The organism is Nocardia coubleae NBRC 108252, from assembly GCF_001612805.1.
Classification (GTDB): Bacteria; Actinomycetota; Actinomycetes; order Mycobacteriales; family Mycobacteriaceae; genus Nocardia; species Nocardia coubleae.
This window is the reverse complement of the sequence record NZ_BDBD01000004.1, coordinates 243,121-259,378: the sequence shown is the minus strand read 5'-3', so window position 1 is coordinate 259,378 and position 16,258 is coordinate 243,121. Positions and strand designations below refer to the sequence as shown.

At 69.2% G+C, this 16,258-nt stretch carries 13 protein-coding genes; 8 read left to right on the top strand and 5 right to left on the bottom strand.

Features of this window, described 5'->3' with window-relative positions; translation table 11 throughout:
- Position 1: 1 nt before the first annotated feature.
- The 6 genes from NCO8_RS02980 to NCO8_RS02955 all read left to right on the top strand — a co-directional run bounded on the left by NCO8_RS02980 (position 2) and on the right by NCO8_RS02955 (position 7,303).
- On the top strand, positions 2–2,419 hold the full coding sequence (locus NCO8_RS02980; protein ID WP_084456431.1) for a hypothetical protein: 2,418 nt from the start codon (positions 2–4) through the stop codon (positions 2,417–2,419).
- Complete coding sequence (locus NCO8_RS02975) at positions 2,416–2,724, top strand: transposase (protein WP_067493524.1); 309 nt, start codon at positions 2,416–2,418, stop codon at positions 2,722–2,724. Before NCO8_RS02980 ends, NCO8_RS02975 begins: the two co-directional genes overlap by 4 nt.
- Positions 2,725–2,785: 61 nt before the next feature.
- The gene (locus NCO8_RS02970; RefSeq protein WP_067636138.1) at positions 2,786–4,435 is read left to right on the top strand and encodes a peptidoglycan DD-metalloendopeptidase family protein; all 1,650 of its coding nucleotides are present in this window, start codon (positions 2,786–2,788) and stop codon (positions 4,433–4,435) included.
- On the top strand, positions 4,432–5,013 hold the full coding sequence (locus NCO8_RS02965; RefSeq protein WP_245655216.1) for a hypothetical protein: 582 nt from the start codon (positions 4,432–4,434) through the stop codon (positions 5,011–5,013). The genes NCO8_RS02970 and NCO8_RS02965 overlap by 4 nt, the downstream gene beginning before the upstream one ends.
- A 35-nt stretch (positions 5,014–5,048) precedes the next feature.
- On the top strand, positions 5,049–6,887 hold the full coding sequence (locus NCO8_RS02960; protein ID WP_067636134.1) for a type IV secretory system conjugative DNA transfer family protein: 1,839 nt from the start codon (positions 5,049–5,051) through the stop codon (positions 6,885–6,887).
- Positions 6,884–7,303 carry a DUF4913 domain-containing protein gene (locus tag NCO8_RS02955; protein ID WP_245655215.1) on the top strand — a complete coding sequence of 140 codons (420 nt, stop codon included), beginning with the start codon at positions 6,884–6,886 and terminating at the stop codon, positions 7,301–7,303. The genes NCO8_RS02960 and NCO8_RS02955 overlap by 4 nt, the downstream gene beginning before the upstream one ends.
- A 42-nt stretch (positions 7,304–7,345) precedes the next feature.
- On the opposite strand, the gene NCO8_RS02950 is transcribed toward NCO8_RS02955, so the two are convergent.
- Both NCO8_RS02950 and NCO8_RS02945 read right to left on the bottom strand, forming a co-directional pair.
- Entirely contained in the window at positions 7,346–7,903 is a 558-nt protein-coding gene (locus tag NCO8_RS02950; RefSeq protein WP_067636133.1) for a hypothetical protein, read from the bottom strand.
- Between the two features lie 107 nt (positions 7,904–8,010).
- Positions 8,011–8,907 (bottom strand): peptidylprolyl isomerase, encoded by an 897-nt coding sequence (locus NCO8_RS02945; RefSeq protein WP_067636132.1) that lies wholly within the window; start codon positions 8,905–8,907, stop codon positions 8,011–8,013.
- Between the two features lie 85 nt (positions 8,908–8,992).
- Here NCO8_RS02945 and hisS point away from each other — a divergent pair, with 85 nt between their 5' ends.
- Entirely contained in the window at positions 8,993–10,267 is a 1,275-nt protein-coding gene (gene hisS, locus NCO8_RS02940) for a histidine--tRNA ligase (protein ID WP_067636626.1), read from the top strand.
- A 76-nt stretch (positions 10,268–10,343) separates the two neighbouring features.
- Complete coding sequence (locus tag NCO8_RS02935) at positions 10,344–10,988, top strand: hypothetical protein (RefSeq protein WP_067636624.1); 645 nt, start codon at positions 10,344–10,346, stop codon at positions 10,986–10,988.
- Positions 10,989–11,174: 186 nt separating this feature from the next.
- On the opposite strand, the gene NCO8_RS02930 is transcribed toward NCO8_RS02935, so the two are convergent.
- From NCO8_RS02930 to NCO8_RS02920, 3 genes are read right to left on the bottom strand one after another with little or no spacing between them, the layout of a single operon-like run.
- Positions 11,175–12,242 carry an alpha/beta hydrolase gene (locus tag NCO8_RS02930; RefSeq protein WP_084456552.1) on the bottom strand — a complete coding sequence of 356 codons (1,068 nt, stop codon included), beginning with the start codon at positions 12,240–12,242 and terminating at the stop codon, positions 11,175–11,177.
- 8 nt (positions 12,243–12,250) lie between these two features.
- Complete coding sequence (locus tag NCO8_RS02925) at positions 12,251–13,813, bottom strand: glycosyltransferase family 39 protein (protein ID WP_067636131.1); 1,563 nt, start codon at positions 13,811–13,813, stop codon at positions 12,251–12,253.
- A gap of 1 nt (position 13,814) precedes the next feature.
- Positions 13,815–16,004, bottom strand: coding sequence for an MMPL family transporter (locus NCO8_RS02920; RefSeq protein WP_067636129.1), 2,190 nt, complete (start codon positions 16,002–16,004; stop codon positions 13,815–13,817).
- Between the last annotated feature and the right edge of the window lie 254 nt (positions 16,005–16,258).

Below are 16,258 nucleotides of genomic sequence, written 5' to 3'. Positions count from 1 at the left end.
CATGGGACGCGACTACGAACCCCCGGTGCGCGACCGCGACGACATCGCGTTGCGCCCGGTCCACCGGCCACCACGCATCCGCGGCGAACGCGAGCCACGTCCCGCGGGGAGCACGTCGCGCGTGAGCGACGACGTGCTCGGCCTCGACGAGCGCACCGACCGCGACGACCCGTCGCGGGGATCCCGCGCGGGTGAGGAACGTTCGGCGGGAGAACGCAGGTCGCGGGAAGACCCGTCGCGTTCCGACCGGACCCGTGGCGCGGATCAGCGCCGGTCGCGCCCGGACGACATGCGCGGGCGGCGCGGTGACGACCCCCGTGGCCGCGGTGCGGATGTACACGGGCGCGGTGACGACTCGCGAGGACGGGGCGACGACCCCCGTGGGCGTGGTGACGGTGGGCGTGGCGCCGAGGACATGCGAGGCGGCCGGGAGCGTGGGCAGCGCCGTGACGCGGGGGAGCGGCGGGGGCGTGACCCGCGTCGTGACGTCGAACGGCGTCCGAGTGGTGGTCTGCGCGACGAGGATCACGGGCCGCGTCTGGATCACGCTCGTGCCCAGGGTGATTCGCAGCGAAACGCGAAGAAGCCACCGCGCCTGACCAAGAAGCAGCGTCCGGCCAAGGTCGCGCGCCCCACCAAGGCCGCGCGTCCGATCCGCCCCGACGACGCCGCCGACCGCGCCATGGGTGCGGGGCGTTCGGCACGGTCGAAGGCCAAACCCGAACGCCGCCAAGGCCCCCCGCTGCTCGACGACGCCACCCGCGCCCGCTACGAGATGATCGCGCGCGAACAGTCCGGTCTGCGCGCGGCCTGGGCCACCTTCCGCATCCACACCGACGACCTGCGCCGCAACAACGCCCAGGCTCGCACCGAGGCCGTCGTCAAGGACGGATTCGACCGTACAACCGCCGAATTGACTGACCGGGGCTACTCCGGTGCGGGCGGCGGCAAGATGAACGTGGTCGGCCGCCCCGTGGAGTACCGGGCGACCACCGCGCAGGTCGCGGGTCTGTGGCCGTGGTCCGTCGGCGCGGGCGCACCGCTGATCGGCACCCCGCTCGGTTCGCATCTGCACACCGGCGCCCCGGTGTGCTTCGATCCGATGAACTGGTTCATGCGCGGCAGTTTCATCACCGCGCCGAGCCTTTTCGTGTTGGGCCTCAACGGTTTCGGTAAGTCCTCGCTGGTGCGCCGGATCGTGCTCGGCGGCATCGCCCAGGGCATCACCCCGCTGATCCTGGCCGACGTGAAACCCGACTATCGCAAGATGGTCGAACTCGTCGGTGGTCAGGTCATCGACCTCGGTTACGGGCACGGCAAGCTCAATCCGCTCGCCGCCGGTGTGCTCGGCTCGGTGGTGCCACGGCTCGAGGGGTTCCCGGCGCTGCAACTGCAGGTGCTCCAGGATCTGCGGGCCCGGCAGGTCACCCTGATCGCGGGTCTCGTGGAACTGGTCCGCGGCGCCCGGGTGGCGGACTTCGAAGAAACGCTCATCGCCACCGCCCTGCGCATCCTGTACCAGCCGGGCAGCGGCTACGCCCCGGACAAACCGCCGATCATGGAGAACCTCCTCGAGGTGATCGTCGCGGGCGGACCGGAGCTCATGCTCGACGCGGGCGCCGACGACGAGGACGAATACGCCCACGCCATCAAACATCTGCGCCGCTCGCTGCGCGCGCTCACCCAGGGCCCGTTCGGCGCCATCTTCAACGGCCAGACCAGCGTGCCCATCGACACCGGCGCCGTCGCCGTGTGCATCGACGTGTCCCACATCCCCACCGGCGACAAGAAGCTCAAAGCCGCCGTGATGCTGGCCTGCTGGGCCGACGGCTTCGCCTCGGTGGAGGCGGCGCACGTGCTCGCCGACGCGAAACTCGGCCCGCAGCGCTACTTCCAGGTCGTGATGGACGAGTTGTGGCAGGTGCTCGGGCTCGGCGACTTCATGGTCGACCGCGTCGACGAGCTGACCCGTCTGCAACGTGGCCTGGCCACCGCGCTGATCATGATCAGCCACACCATCAAGGACCTGCAGGCGCTGGGTTCGGATGCCGCCATCGCCAAGGCCATCGGCTTCCTGGAACGCGCCCGCGCCAAGATCTTCGGCGCCCTGCCCGCCGAAGAGATCTCGCGACTGGATTCGACGGTGCCGTTCACGGCCGCCGAACAGGAGATGGTCACCGGATGGTCGGCGCCGCAGGCGCTCACCGGTGAGGCGCTCAAACCGGGCCAGCAGCGGCCGTCGCCGCCGGGTACCGGCAAGTTTCTGCTGAAGATCGGTGAGGATCGCCGTCCCGGCATCCCCTTCCACATGGAGTTCACGGTGTCGGAGAAAGAAAGCGGAATCCACGACACGAACCAGCGGTTCAGCGAGTTCGGCGACCACCCGAGAGGCCAGGCACCGGAGGAGGACCAGCCATGATGCCGCACCGGTCCTACCGCCGCGTCTCGCCCGAGGTGCGCAACGCCGCCGTCGAACAGGTCATCGCGCTCACCGACAAGCTGCGCAGCGAGTCCGAGGCGTGCCGGGTTGTCGCCGAACAGATCGGCGTGCACGCGAATTCGGTGCGCAACTGGGTGCGCGCGGCCGAGGGACCGAGCCTTGACCGGATGGACGCCACCGCGTTGCGCCGCAAAGTGGTGCTGCTGCAGCAACAGCTGGCCGCGGCCGCCGAGATGAACCGCACCCTCGCCGACACGCTCAACGAAACCCGGCGCCGCACGTGAACACCGCCGCGGCGGACGAGCCTGTCCTCGCCGCCCGGCATGCAATCCGGGGCGGTGGCCGATGAACGCCCGCTCGATGATCATCGGTGTCTTCGGCGCGGTCATCGGATTGGTGGCCATGGTGCTGGTGATCGTGTTGCCGTCCTCGGACGAGACCTGCGAGACCGGTGACGTGCTGGTCGGCTCCTCGGCGCCGACGCTGCCCGAACTCGGCGCCGACACCCGCGCGGGCGCCACCACCGCGGCGACGACCACGAACGCGACCGTTACCGGCACACCGTCGCTGGCGGCCGGGGTCGGGCCGCTGCGGCGCACGCTGCCGATGGAGGTCGGCACCTTCACCATCTCCGATGTGTTCGGTTCCCGCGGCGGCGGGCACAAGGGCATCGACATGGCCGCCGCCGACGGGACCACGATCTATTCGGTGTCCGACGGCCGGGTCGTCGCCGCCGGGCCCGCGTCGGGGTTCGGGAACTGGATCGTCGTCGACTCGGTCGACTACAACGGCCGCGCCTACTCCGCGGTCTACGGGCACATGTGGGATCACGGCGTGAAGGTGCGCACCGGTGACACCGTCACCGCCGGTCAGCCCATCGGCATGGTCGGTTCGGCGGGCGAATCGAGCGGTCCCCACCTGCATTTCGAGATCGTGCCGGGTGGTCGCTTCACCGGTGGTCGTCAGATCGACCCGATGCCGTGGCTCGACGGCGCGCCGACTCCCGATGTCGGTGGGGCACGCGCCTTTTCGAACGACCCGAGCTGTGTGCGTGGATTCGGCAGCGCGGGCGGCCTGCTCGCGGACGGGAAAGTGCCCGCCGAGCTGGAGATCTGGTACCGGCGCGCGGGCACCGTCTGTCCGGAGATCTCCTCCTCGCTGCTGGCCGCGCAGGCCAAGCAGGAGTCGGGTTTCCGGCGCGGGCTCACCTCACCGGCAGGTGCGCAGGGCCTGGCCCAGTTCCTGCCCGGCACGGCGGTGAGTATCAACCCCGACGACGGGCAGCCCTACATCATCGACGCCGACGGCAACGGCACCGCCAGCGTGTGGGACGACGGCGACGCCATCATCGGCCAGGCCCGCTACATGTGCGCCATCGCCCACAAGATCGCGGGCTGGATCGCGCAGGGCAAGGTCTCCGGCGACCTGGCCGCCCTCACCCTCGCCGGCTACAACGCCGGTGAGGGCGCGGTGCTGGCCTCGGGCGGCATGCCGAATCGGTATGCGGCGCACTACTCCGAGACCCGGCCGTACGTCACCAACATCCTGGCGATGGAACCGCAATACCGGGCACCGGGCGCGCAGGGCCGGTTCACCCGCGAACCCGGCGCCGAGGGACCGCAGATCGCCGAGGCCGCCCACGACTGGCTCGGAGTGCCGTACGTGTGGGGCGGTGGCGGTCCGCAGGGACCCAGCGGCGGCGGATTCGACGCCCCCGGTCTGACGGCCGCGGCGGTGTTCGCGGCGACGGCGGGCGAGGTGGACCTGCCGCGCACCGCCGAACAGCAGTGGGAGGCGGGCACGGAGGTGCCGCTCGGGCGGATCTCGGTGGGCGACCTGGTGTTCAGTGATTTCGGTCCGCAGGGACCGGCGCAGGTGGGGATCTACGCCGGCAACGGCCAGGTGATCCAGGCGGTCGCGCCGAGCGGACGCAGTGGCGGCGGCGTCGTCGAGGTGGCGATGCCCGGTGACGCGCGGGCGAGGAGGGTTGTGTGACCACACGGGCGGCCCGACCAGGGATAACCTGGTGGAAGACAACACGAATCCGCACGACCCCGGCGGTGATGCTCGTGGCGTTTCTGAGTACGGTGCTCGTCGCCTGCGGTGGCGACGCCGATCCCGCGCGCCCACAGGCGAGTTCGACCACCCGGCTGCTCGAGGCCGCGGCCACCGTCGACCCGACCACCCCCGACGGGGTAGCGGTGGTGGCGTTGCGCGAGGTGTACACCTGGCACCCGGTCACCGAGGAACCCGGTGATTCGCTGGCGCGTGCGCGAAAATGGCTGGGGCCGAGCATGTTACGTATGCTTGACGCACCTACGGGCACGGCGGCACCGAAACCGTCGCTGCAGTGGGCCGATTGGGCGAAGGCGAAAGCGGAGGTGACGGCCTTCACCTTCGCCTCGGGGGAGAAGGCACCGCCGAGCGCCGACCCGGCCGTGACGCAGTTCAAGATCGGCATCGAGCAGACCGTCGTCTACCCGGACGGGCGCACCGAAGACCTACCGCCGAGCACGGTCATCGCGACCGTGGTGCAGACGCCGCAAGGCTGGCGCCTCGACGGATTCCGCTGAGATCCATATCCGACAAGGTCCTCGAGGAGGCACACGTGGCGAAGAAAAAGGTGAAGGACCCGGCCGCGGTCGGGCCCGACACGACGCTCATCCTGATCGTGGTCGGCTTCGCGACGCTCGGCGTCCTCGCCGCCGCTCTGCACCTGGGCAACGCCCTGTCGGTGCAGCCGCAGAACGTGCCTGCCAACCCGATCGCGGTGGTTGCCGACCTCGCCCGGGGCAAACTGCACTGGCCGCGCGCGTCGACGGTGATCGTGCTGCTGGTGATCGCGGCGATCTTCGCGTACTTCTACATCCGCAAGCAGATGAAGAAGCGGGCGGGCGCGGGGCGGCTGGCGATCGACGACAAGGCCGACTACATGGGTAGTGGGAGTGCGATCGCCTCGATCACCGAGGAGGGGGTGCGGCAGAAGGCCAAGGACCTCGGGGTGCGGCTCGGCACCAACGACGCGCCCGGTGTGCCGATCGGTGTCGCCGTAGCCGACGGGACGCCGCTCTACGGTTCCTACGAAGACCTGCACCTCGACATCTGGGGTCCCCGCCAGGGCAAGTCGACGTCGCGCGTGATCCCGGCGATCCTGTCGGCCATCGGCCCCGTGCTCACCACATCCAACAAACGCGACGTCGTCGACGCCACCCGCAACGTCCGCGAGGCCAAAGGCAGCGCCACCTTTGTGTTCGACCCGCAGGGCGTGGCCGGGGAGCGGCCGACCTGGTTCTGGGATCCGCTGGCCTGGGTCGATTTCCGGCGCGAGGGGTGTGAGATGCGGGCCGCCCGGCTGGCCGGGCACTTCGCCGACGCCGAGTCCGGTGGCGCCGACAGCGGCGACAGCTTCTTCGATCCCGAGGCCGAAGACCTGCTGGCCGGGCTGTTCCTCGCGGCGGCGATCGCGGGCAAGCCGATCACCCAGGTCTGGGAATGGGTCACCGACTCGCAGAACAGCGAACCGATCCAGCACCTGCGCAGCGCGGGCCACGACTTCACCGCGGCGGGTCTCGCCATGCAGTACAACGCTGAACAGCGCACCAAGAGCGGCATTTTCGGCACCGCGAAGAAGATGATCCGCTGCCTGCAGCTGTCCAATGTGCACCCGTGGATCACCCGGGCCGGCAGCGACCGGATGCAGTTCGACGAGCTCGAGTTCATCGAACGCAACGGCACGCTGTACTGCCTCTCGCTCGAAGGTCGAGGATCGGCGGCGCCGCTGGTGAGCGCCCTCACCGAGGCCGTGATCGATGTGGCCATGCGCAAGGCGGCGATGTCGTCCGGCGGGCGGCTGCCGATCCCGTTGCTCGCCGTCCTCGACGAAGCCGCCAACGTGGTGCGTTGGAAGGACCTGCCCAAGCAGTACAGCCACTTCGGTTCGCGCGGCATCGTAGTGATGACGGTGCTGCAGTCCTGGGCGCAGGGTGCGCGCTGCTGGGGTGCGGATGGGATGAACGCGCTGTGGTCGGCCGCCAACATCAAGGTGCTCGGCAGCGGTGTCGACGACATGGCTTTCCTGCGTGACCGGTCCGAGGCGATCGGCGAGTACGACTCCATCTCGGCGTCGGTGTCGCAGTCGGGCAACAGCAAGAGCTACTCGCGCTCGCTCAGCTCGTCGGTCACCTTCACCGCCCAGGGGTTGGCCACCTTGCCACGTGGGCGGGCCGTGGTGTTCACCTCCGGTCAGCCCGCAGTGCTCGTGCGGACTGTGCCGTGGTGGGAATCGGAATACGCCGACGCGGTCCGCCGCTCGATCGACGACAACGACCCCACCCGCAAGACCCGCATCGACGATCTGGTGCTCAGCGCCCAGCCCCCGGCAACACTGTCGAAGAACAATCCGCCACCGGATGAGATCGGTGAAATCGAGGAGGTCAAGCCGCTGTGAACGACGACGTGACGACGGGGGCGGACAAGCGCGAGAAGGTCTACGCCGATGTGGCGGAGTTCGTGAAGGAGTATCTGAGCAAGATCTACCAGCGCCAGGTCACCGATATCAGCGACACCGTGTGGTGTCCGGAATGGTGGCGCCATCCCGAGGCGGCGGTCCGGTTGGACGCGTTGTGGCAGGCGTGGGAGCACTACCGGATGCAGGGTGGCCCAGGAATCAGCGTGTGGTTCCTCGATCACGCCGACCCGCACATGACCAAGCTGTTCGATCCGCGCGGCCCGTTCAAGTACTGCAGCGTGCGCAACGGGCACAAGAAGATGCTGTCGGAACTGCCGCTGGAAAATCCGGACGACAATCAGTGGACAGCACCGAAAGACGGTGTGTGGCAGAAGGAAACGCCCTACCAGTCGTGAACCGGTAGGGCGCCCCGGCGGTGGTATCGGCCGTCGCCGGGGTCAGCGCCCGCGTTCGATGCCGCGTGCTTCGATGCCGCGCTCACGGGTACCCACGTGGCGGGTCGCCGCGTCGCGCAGGCGGATCGCCTCGTCGGGCGAAATGCCCTGGCCCATCTCCACGAGCATCCGCACCTGGCTCAGCTCCGGAGCCACACCGGCTCGCTGCAGATGCGCGGCGATGGCGGCGCGGCGTTCGGCCGAGTCGTACCCGAGCTGCGGTGCTTCTACGGTCTTCGTCGCCGTGCTGGTGCTCGAACTCGCGGCGAACGGTGAGGACGGGTCCTTCTGCAACGACAGGCCTTTCGCCTGCGTCTTGGCCTGGCCCACCGACATCATCTGCACGAGTTCGATATTGCGCGGATCCTTGGCTTTCAGATCGCGCGCCTCGCGAATCTGCAGTTCGCGCGCTTCCTTCATCTTCGCCTCGATCGCCTTGGCGCGGGACTCGGCCTCTTTCTGACCGTGTTCGCGCGACTTGAGGGCGACCAGGGTGGCCATCTGCAGCATGGTGCGCATCATCGCCGCCGTTTCGCTGCCGATGTCGTCGAGTTCCGCCATGACTGCTCCCCGATGCCGCTGTGGAAGTGGACATCTGAGCCTACCCTGAAAACGACGAACGGGCCGGACACGCGAGGCGTCCGGCCCGTGTCGTGGTAGCTGGGGTGTCAGCCCACCTTGACGGTGTTGAACGAGATCGGCATCGCCGGGCCGCCGTCCTGGGCGCCACCCTCGACGCCCGCGCCCGCGACCTTGTCCAAGGTGGCCAGGCCCGCCTCGTCGATGGTGCCGAGAATGGTGTACTTCGGGGGCAGTTCGGTGTCGCCGAAGACGAGGAAGAACTGGCTGCCGTTGGTGCCCTTGCCCTCGGGGGAGATACCCGCGTTGGCCATGGCGATCACGCCGCGCTTGTAGTTCACCGGCTGACTCAGCGCCGGGTCACCGTTCGGGTACAGATCGGTGGGGTACTCGTTGTCGAAGCTGTAGCCGGGGCCGCCCGAGCCGGTGGCCGTCGGGTCACCGCACTGCAGGATGCCGAAACCGGGGCTGGCCACGATGCGGTGGCAGCTGGTCTTGTCGAAGTAGCCCTGCTGGGCCAGGCTCACGAGCGAGTTCACCGAGCACGGCGCCTGCGCGCTGTTCAGTGACAGGCCGATCGGGCCCTGGGTGGAGTCGATCGACAGTTTCACCTCGGGACCGTCGGTGGCCACCGAGGTCACCGCGGGCGCCGTCACCGGCTTGGCGGGCGGCTCGGCGTCGGCCGGGTACGAGCAGTCGACCGTCGCCGGCTTGGGGGCGGGCGGTGGCGGTGCGGGTAGGTCGAGCGGCGTGTTGACGAAGGTGGTCGTCGGCACCGCCGACGACGACTCGGCGTTCGCCGAGGGCGAGTCGTCGCCCTTGGTGAGGAAGTACACCCCGACGCCCGCGGCCGCGACCACGATCACGCCGAGCACCGACCCGGCGATCGTCAGGCGCTTACGCTTCTTCTCCTGCTCGGCCCGTCGTGCCAGCTGGCGCTCCAGCTTGCGCTTGGCCGCCGCCCGTCGCTGTTCGTTACTCGGCACTACCGCGTTCCTCCCGTGTCGTCAGGTTCGCCTAGAGGGTAACCGGTTGGACGCGGAGGGCGCCCGTGGGGAAAACTGGGTGATCGTGACCAAGACCAGCAGCTTCAGTGCCCCGAAGGGGGTTCCGGATTACGTGCCGCCCGGTTCGGCCGAGTTCGTCGCCGTGCGCGACGGGTTGGTTCATGCCGCCCGACTGGCCGGGTACGGGCACATCGAGCTGCCGATATTCGAGCTGACCGCCCTGTTCGCCAGGGGTGTCGGCGAGTCGACCGACGTGGTCAGCAAGGAGATGTGGACCTTCGCCGACCGCAAGGGCGAGAGCTTCACCCTGCGGCCCGAGGGCACCGCGGGCGTGATGCGGGCGGTGATCGAGCACGGGCTCGACAAGAGCGGTCAGCTGCCGATCAAGCTGTGCTACGCGGGACCGTTCTTCCGGTACGAGCGGCCGCAGGCCGGTCGGTACCGGCAGCTGCAGCAGGTGGGTATCGAGGCGATCGGGGTGGACGATCCGGCGCTCGACGCCGAGGTGATCGCCGTCGCCGACGCCGGTTTCCGGGCGCTCGGCCTGGACGGGTTCCGCCTGGAGATCACCTCCCTCGGCGACGAGACCTGCCGCCCGCAGTACCGAGAGTTGTTGCAGCAGTTCCTGTTCGACCTGCCGTTGGACGAGGAGACCCGCCGCCGCGCCGAGATCAACCCGCTGCGCGTGCTCGACGACAAGCGTCCGGAGGTCCGCGAACTCACCGCCGACGCGCCGCTGATGATCGACCACCTGTCGGAGTCGGCCAAGGCCCACTTCGAGCAGGTGCTCGCCCACCTCGACGCTCTCGGCGTGCCGTACGTGGTGAACCCGCGCATGGTCCGCGGCCTGGACTACTACACCAAGACCACCTTCGAGTTCGTGCACGACCAGCTCGGCGCCCAGTCGGGCATCGGTGGTGGCGGGCGCTACGACGGGCTGATGGCCGAGCTCGGCGGGCAGCCCCTGTCGGGTATCGGCTTCGGTATCGGTGTCGACCGGACCGTGCTCGCGCTGGCGGCCGAGGGCAAGTCAGCCGCCGATCCGGCGCGCTGCCAGGTCTACGGCGTAGCCCTCGGTGACGCGGCCAAGGCGCGGATGGTCACGCTGGCCGGTGAGCTGCGTGGCGCGGGCATCAGCGTCGACCTGGCCTACGGTGGGCGCGGCATGAAGGGCGCCATGAAGGGTGCTGACCGGTCCGGCGCGAAGTTCACGCTGGTCCTGGGCGACCGCGATCTCGAGACCAACGAGATCGGCGTCAAGGAGATGGCCACCGGCGACCAACGCCAGGTGCCGCTCGGCGAGGTCGTCGGAGTACTGCGAGCGGGTCTCGGCCGCTAGCAGACGGCGTGCACGGGGCGCGGTAATCTGACCGCGCCCCACGCCGGGCGGGCCGGCGGCGGTGAGAGGGACTGTGGTGAGCGGGGATTCCGGGCGACCGGCGACGGAACCGATCGGCATCGACCTGGTCGCACCCGAGGTTTTCGCCCCGATGCTGCGCAAGCTCTCGCTCGGCGCGTTCGCCGTCGGCGTCGTGGTGATGCTGGTGACCTCGATCTGGTTGAGCTGGGCCTACGCCGTCCTGCTCGGCCTGATCGTCGCGGTCCCCACGCTCGCGTACGCGATGGCGTTCCAGCGCAGGCGGATGTGGTTGGACGGCACCGTGATCCACGCTCATCGCCTCGTCGGTGCGCGTCGGATCGACCTCGCCGAAGCCTCCGGCGCGCAACTGCTGGTGTTCCCCGGCCGGCTCAGCCGCATTGTCCTGCGCGTGACGGCGGGCGAGGATACCCAACTGGTGCCGCTGGCCATGTACACCGATGCGGGCAGCGGCCGCGAGCTGCACCTGCTCGGCCTGCGCAAACTGGCCGACGCCCTGGCCTCGGCGCCGTTGGCCGCCGCCGTCGCGATCTCCGAGGTCCTGGTCGCCCAGCTGCGGGCAGAAGCCCGCGACGCCGGCCTCGACGAACGACCGCTGTACCGCGGTGTCCGCCTGGTACGCGCACAGGACGCTGTGTCGCCGGTGGTCCTCACGGATTCGCAAGTAGCCGAACTGGTTTGAGTCGGCGGTGGCGCCCGCGGATTCGCAAGCAGCCGAACTGGTTTGAGTCGGCGGTGGCGCCCGCGGATTCGCAAGCAGCCGACCTGATTCGGGTCCGTGGTGGTGCTGACTGATTCGCAAGTGCCGATCGGTTCGAGCCACCGAGGGTGCTGACGAATCAGCAAGTGGCCGAACCGATCTGAGGCATCAGGGCGCGAGGAGCGGGGCGACGCGCTCCCAGTAGGTGTGCATGTCCTGTTCCCAGTACCCCCAGGAGTGCGTGCCTGCCGGGCGGAAATCGAATTCGGCCGGGATGTCGAGGGCGGCGAGCCGATCGCGCAGCAGTTTGGTGCACACCACGGTGATTCCGTCGAGCACACCGCCGATCACCAGCTGATCGGCCAGCTTGATCGGACGCTGCTCGATGCCCGGCCCGTCGAGTGTGTCCAGCGGACCCGGCATGCCGTTGCCGGTGCTGACGTACACCCCGATGCCGCGCAGCCGTTCTGCGTGGAGCGCCACGTCGTTGGCGACCCAGGCCGGGTCGGTCGGCGGTCCCCACATGTTGAGCGGGTTGCCGCGTCGGGCGGTGACGATCGAGGCGACCATCGCTTGCCCGGCCGGATTGCTGGTCTGCACGCAGCCGCTGAAGGAGCCGACCATCCGGAACCGCTGCGGCGCCTCCTGTGCCATCCGGAACACCGCCGAACTGGCCATCGACAGCCCCGCGACGGCGTCGCGGCCGGTGCCGTGGAAGGCGGAGTCGATGATCGGCGGCAGTTCGGTGGTGAGGAAGGTGAGCCACCGGTTGCGGCCGGTGCCGGGGTCGTCGGACTGCCAGTCGGTGTAGAAGGTGCCCGCGCCGCCGATCGGCATCACGACGGTGGCCTGCTTGCCCACGAAGAAGTCCAGGGCATCGGTTTTGGTGAACCAGTTGCTGCCCTCGCGCCAGTCCGGGGTGTCGGTGCCGCCGTCGACACCGTTGATCAGATACAGCGCACCGGCGGGTGCTTCGGGATCGGCCGCCGGAATCACCGCGACGGTGACCGGGCGGTTCATGGCCGCCGAGTGCACTGTCAGGTCGATCACCCGGCCGGGCCCGTTCGCCGCGGCGGCCACCGCGAACGACCCGTTCGGGGCTGGGCGGGCCGCGTCCATGGCCCGGGCGGCTACCAGGTCCGGCGCCGCTTGCGCGGCCCCGGCGACGGGGAGGCCGGCGGCGGCCAGCACCACCGACAGGACGAGCCGTCGCAGCATCGAATGCAGCACTGTCATCGCTCCGTTCATCGCGCGTGTCTTGTCGTTCCGTCGACCAGGCGCAGCTCTTTGGCGTCTGGCCACAGCGCCGACCAGGCCCGGCTCGGTCCGGTGCACAGCCACACCGCCACAGCACGGTTCACGCCGGGGAAGCCCAGCGGTTCATCGAGTCGGGTGAGCGGGACGGTGCTCGCGAAACCGGTGCGCAGACCCGTCTCCGGGCCGTCCACCCCGACGTACAGCACCGTGGTCACGCTGTCCGGTGGTGCGCCGAAGTGGCCGTAGCCCCGATTGGGGCTGTACACCTCGGGCAGACCGGCCGCGGGTCCGTAGTGCTCGAGTGCCGCTGCCTGCCAATAGTTCTGGGTCACGATCACCAGACCGGCGCGCTGCTGCGGCGGCAGTTGCTCGTAGGTTCGCCGCACCGAGCCGACCAGGTCGTCCCAGCCGCTCGGCCCGAACAGCACACTGCGCGAATGGATCTGGGCGTAGTCCTCGGTGGCTGTCCGCAGCGCCGATTCCGGTCGGGGCAGGGCGAGCACGAGGGCGACACAGATCGTCGTGGACAGCCCGGCGATCGCACCGCCGAACACCAGTTCCCGGCGAGACAGCCCCCGGTCCGCCAGATACACCGCGCCGGCGGCGAACAGGCCGGGAAAGGCCCCGGCCATGAAGTAGGGCCGAAGGCCCGCGAGCACCACCCCGCTCAGCCCGATCACGATCATCGGGATCAGAAACCGATACGGCCGGAATCGTGGCGAGCGCAGCCCCGCCCACATCCCCGCGAGCAGCAGCAACCCACCCGCCCCGGTGACCTGGATCATCGTCCAGGGCGCGGCGAGCACCCCGGCCGTGGCGAGCTGTTCGTCGCGCACGACCGCGCCCATGGACAGCTGCGGCCAGCCGTTGCTGTGCTGCCACCACAGAATCGGCACCGCCGAGCCGACCAATAGCGCGGAGCCGACCCAGTACGCGGGCCGCCGCAGCATCTCGCGCGGACCGAACACCGCGACACCGAACGCGAGCACCGCCCAGATGATCGGAATCAGCCACTTCACCTGGAAGTCGAGCGCGGCCACGGCACCCGCGGCGATCAACAGCCCGTCCGCGCGCGTGCGCACCCATCGGATCAGCAGCCACGCGAGCACCGCCGTGAGCGTGATGTCGAGGGCGAAGGTACTCAGCATCGCCGACTGCATCACCGCCATCGGGGTGGTCGCGTAGGCCAGCGCGGCGACGGTCTGGGGGAGTCGGCCGCCACCGAACTCCCGCACCATCACCGCGCTGAGCACGACAGCCACCACCGTGAACAGCAACGCGGGCAAGCGCAATGCCACGACCGAACCCGGCGCCAGCTGATCCGACAGTGCGGCCAGCAACGGAACCAGCGGCCCCTGATCGGCATAACTCACCGACGGATGCCGCCCGGCCGCAAGGAAATACAGCTCGTCACCGCCGATGCGGTAGCGGTCGAGACGGATCAGGAACAGTGTCCCCGCCACGGCCGCGACCACCGACACCTCCCGCCAGGCGAAGGCAGGCAGTGCGCCGACGGTCGGCGCGGGTGCGTCGAGGCTGCGGAGGTTCATGTCAGTCCCGTTCGCGGACGACAACCGGCGCGGGAACGGAGGTGGCGGAATCGGATTCGGGCCGGGGTCGGTGCCGGACCAACCAGCCCGGCGCCCACCAGCAGGCGTCACCGAGCAACCGCATGGACGCGGGCACCAGCACCAACCGCAGCACGGTCGCGTCGATCAGCAGCGCCGTCACCATCCCGAAGGCGATGTACTGCATCATCAGCAGTTCCGACAGCGCGAACGCGCCGGTCACCACCAACAGGATCAGTGCGGCGGCGGTGATGATCCGCCCGGTTCCGGCGACCCCCGCCCGCACCGCCTCGGTGGTTGACGCGCCCGCCGCCCTGGCCTCGACGATGCGCGAGAGCAGGAACACCTCGTAATCGGTGGACAGGCCGTAGATCACCGACACGATGATCACCAGGACCAGCGCCATCACGGGTTGAGGCGTGAAACCGAACATCCCCGCACCGTGGCCCTCGATGAAGACCCAGGTGAGGACACCGAGGGTGGCACCGAGTCCGAGCAGGTTCAGCGCCGCGGCCTTCAACGGCAACACCACCGAGCCGAAAGTCAGCGCCAGCAGCAGCGTGCTGGCCAGGAAGACGAACGCGATCATCAGCGGCATCCGCGTCACCAGCGCGTCGATGCTGTCCTTCTCGACGGCGGGCTGACCACCCACCAGCAGCGTGGTGCCCGGCGGCAGCGGCATCGATCGCAGGTACTCGATCGTCGCCTCGGCGTCGGCGGCTTCGGCCAGCACGGTGCCGGTGGTAAGCACCTGGGGCTGGAACGGTGACCGCATCGGTTCGGCGAACGGCGCGGCCAGGCCGGGGGCCCGGTTCGCGTCGGCGCGCACGACATCGGCGGTTCCGGGATCGAAGGTGACGATGACCAGGTCGATCGGGTCGATCTGGCGCAGTGGGAACGATTCGTCGAAATGCTGCTGGGCCAGCCGGGTGGGGTGGGTCGGCGGCAGGAATTTCTCGTTGATGGATCCGAAGGCCAGGTGCTGGATCGGGAAGATCAGCACCAGCAGGCCGAGACAGACCGGAACCGCCACCGCGAGCGGGCGTCTCATCACCGCGGCGGCCAGCCTGCCCCAGGCGTTGCCGGGGTCGCGGGCGACCGGCTTGCGGAACCAGTCGACACCGAACCGGTCGACCCGCCTGCCGAGCACGGCGAGCATCGCGGGCAGCAGCGAGATGGAGGTGAGCGCGGCCAGCGTGATGGTGATCATCGCGCCGTAGGCGAACGAGCGGAGCAGACCCTGGGGGAACACCAGAATGCCCGCCGCCGCGACCACCACGATCAGCGCCGAGAACAGCACCGTGCGCCCCGCGGTGGACACACTGTTGCGCACCGCGTCCTCCACCGATCGGCCCTCGGCCAGTTCTTCCCGGAACCGGCTGAGCACGAACAGCCCGTAGTCGATGGCCAGTCCGAGCCCGATCATCGAGACCACTGGCGACACAAAGGAATTCACTTCGGTCACGGTGGTGAGCAGGCGCAGCAGGCCCCAGGCGCCGAGCATGGTCAGCCCGCCGACGATCAGCGGCAGCGCGGCGGCGACGACACCACCGAACACGAAGAACAGCAGCACCGCGACGACCGGGACGGCGAACAGCTCCACCCGCCGCTGGTCTTCGACCATCGTGTCGTTCAACGCGGCGGCGACCGGCTGCCCGCCCGCCACCTCCATCCGCACCCCGGGAATCGTGAGTTCATCGGCGATCTCCCGATAGTTGCGGCCCTGCTCGGTGGGGTTCAGGCCCTTGATCGCGATCGAGGCGAACGCCTTGTCGCGCGCCGGCGAGCCGAACACCTCGGGCAACGCCATCCCGATATCGGTCGGCCAGTACGCTCCGTTGATCCGGTCGATCCGGTCGGGGAACCGCTGCGGCAGGGCGTTGAGCCCCGCCACGACGGTGGCCGCGAAGGCGGGGTCGTCGATGGTCGTGCCGTCCGGTGCGCGGAACACCAGCAGCAGATCTGAGCTGTGATCGCGCCCGAAGGCGTTGTCGCGCACCTGCGCCGCGCGCACCCCCTCCGACGAAGGATCGTCGAACCCGCTCGAACTCAGGTCGGCGCCGAGGCCGAGACCATAGGCTCCCAGCGCCAGCAACCCCGCGACCACCGTCACGATGACGGCGTACCTGCGCCGCACGACGGTATCGCCCCACTGCCTCAATTCGGCGTACACATCCGGCTCCCAACGACATTTCGCGATGGGGTCGAACTTGTCATTGTCGAGCGACTTTTCGGTCGTGAAACATCGATATTGCGGTCGGTCACAATCGATCCCGGAATTTCGCTGTGAGCCGTGACCTCGCCTGCTGGGGCAGATCACAGGAGTACGCGCGAGTGTCAGTCAGAAATGTCAGACGTCGGTTATCGAACGATCGGCGCGGTGCCGGGCTTCTACGTTGACATCAAACGGTCAGTTGCCACAGACCG

Bases quoted from the DNA above. Each gene is read 5' to 3' on its own strand.
- NCO8_RS02980 (WP_084456431.1), top strand. From the start codon at position 2: ATGGGACGCGACTACGAACCCCCGGTGCGCGACCGCGACGACATCGCG.
- NCO8_RS02975 (WP_067493524.1), top strand. From the start codon at position 2,416: ATGATGCCGCACCGGTCCTACCGCCGCGTCTCGCCCGAGGTGCGCAAC.
- NCO8_RS02970 (WP_067636138.1), top strand. From the start codon at position 2,786: ATGAACGCCCGCTCGATGATCATCGGTGTCTTCGGCGCGGTCATCGGA.
- NCO8_RS02950 (WP_067636133.1), bottom strand. From the start codon at position 7,903: ATGGCGGAACTCGACGACATCGGCAGCGAAACGGCGGCGATGATGCGC.
- NCO8_RS02930 (WP_084456552.1), bottom strand. From the start codon at position 12,242: ATGACAGTGCTGCATTCGATGCTGCGACGGCTCGTCCTGTCGGTGGTG.
- NCO8_RS02925 (WP_067636131.1), bottom strand. From the start codon at position 13,813: ATGAACCTCCGCAGCCTCGACGCACCCGCGCCGACCGTCGGCGCACTG.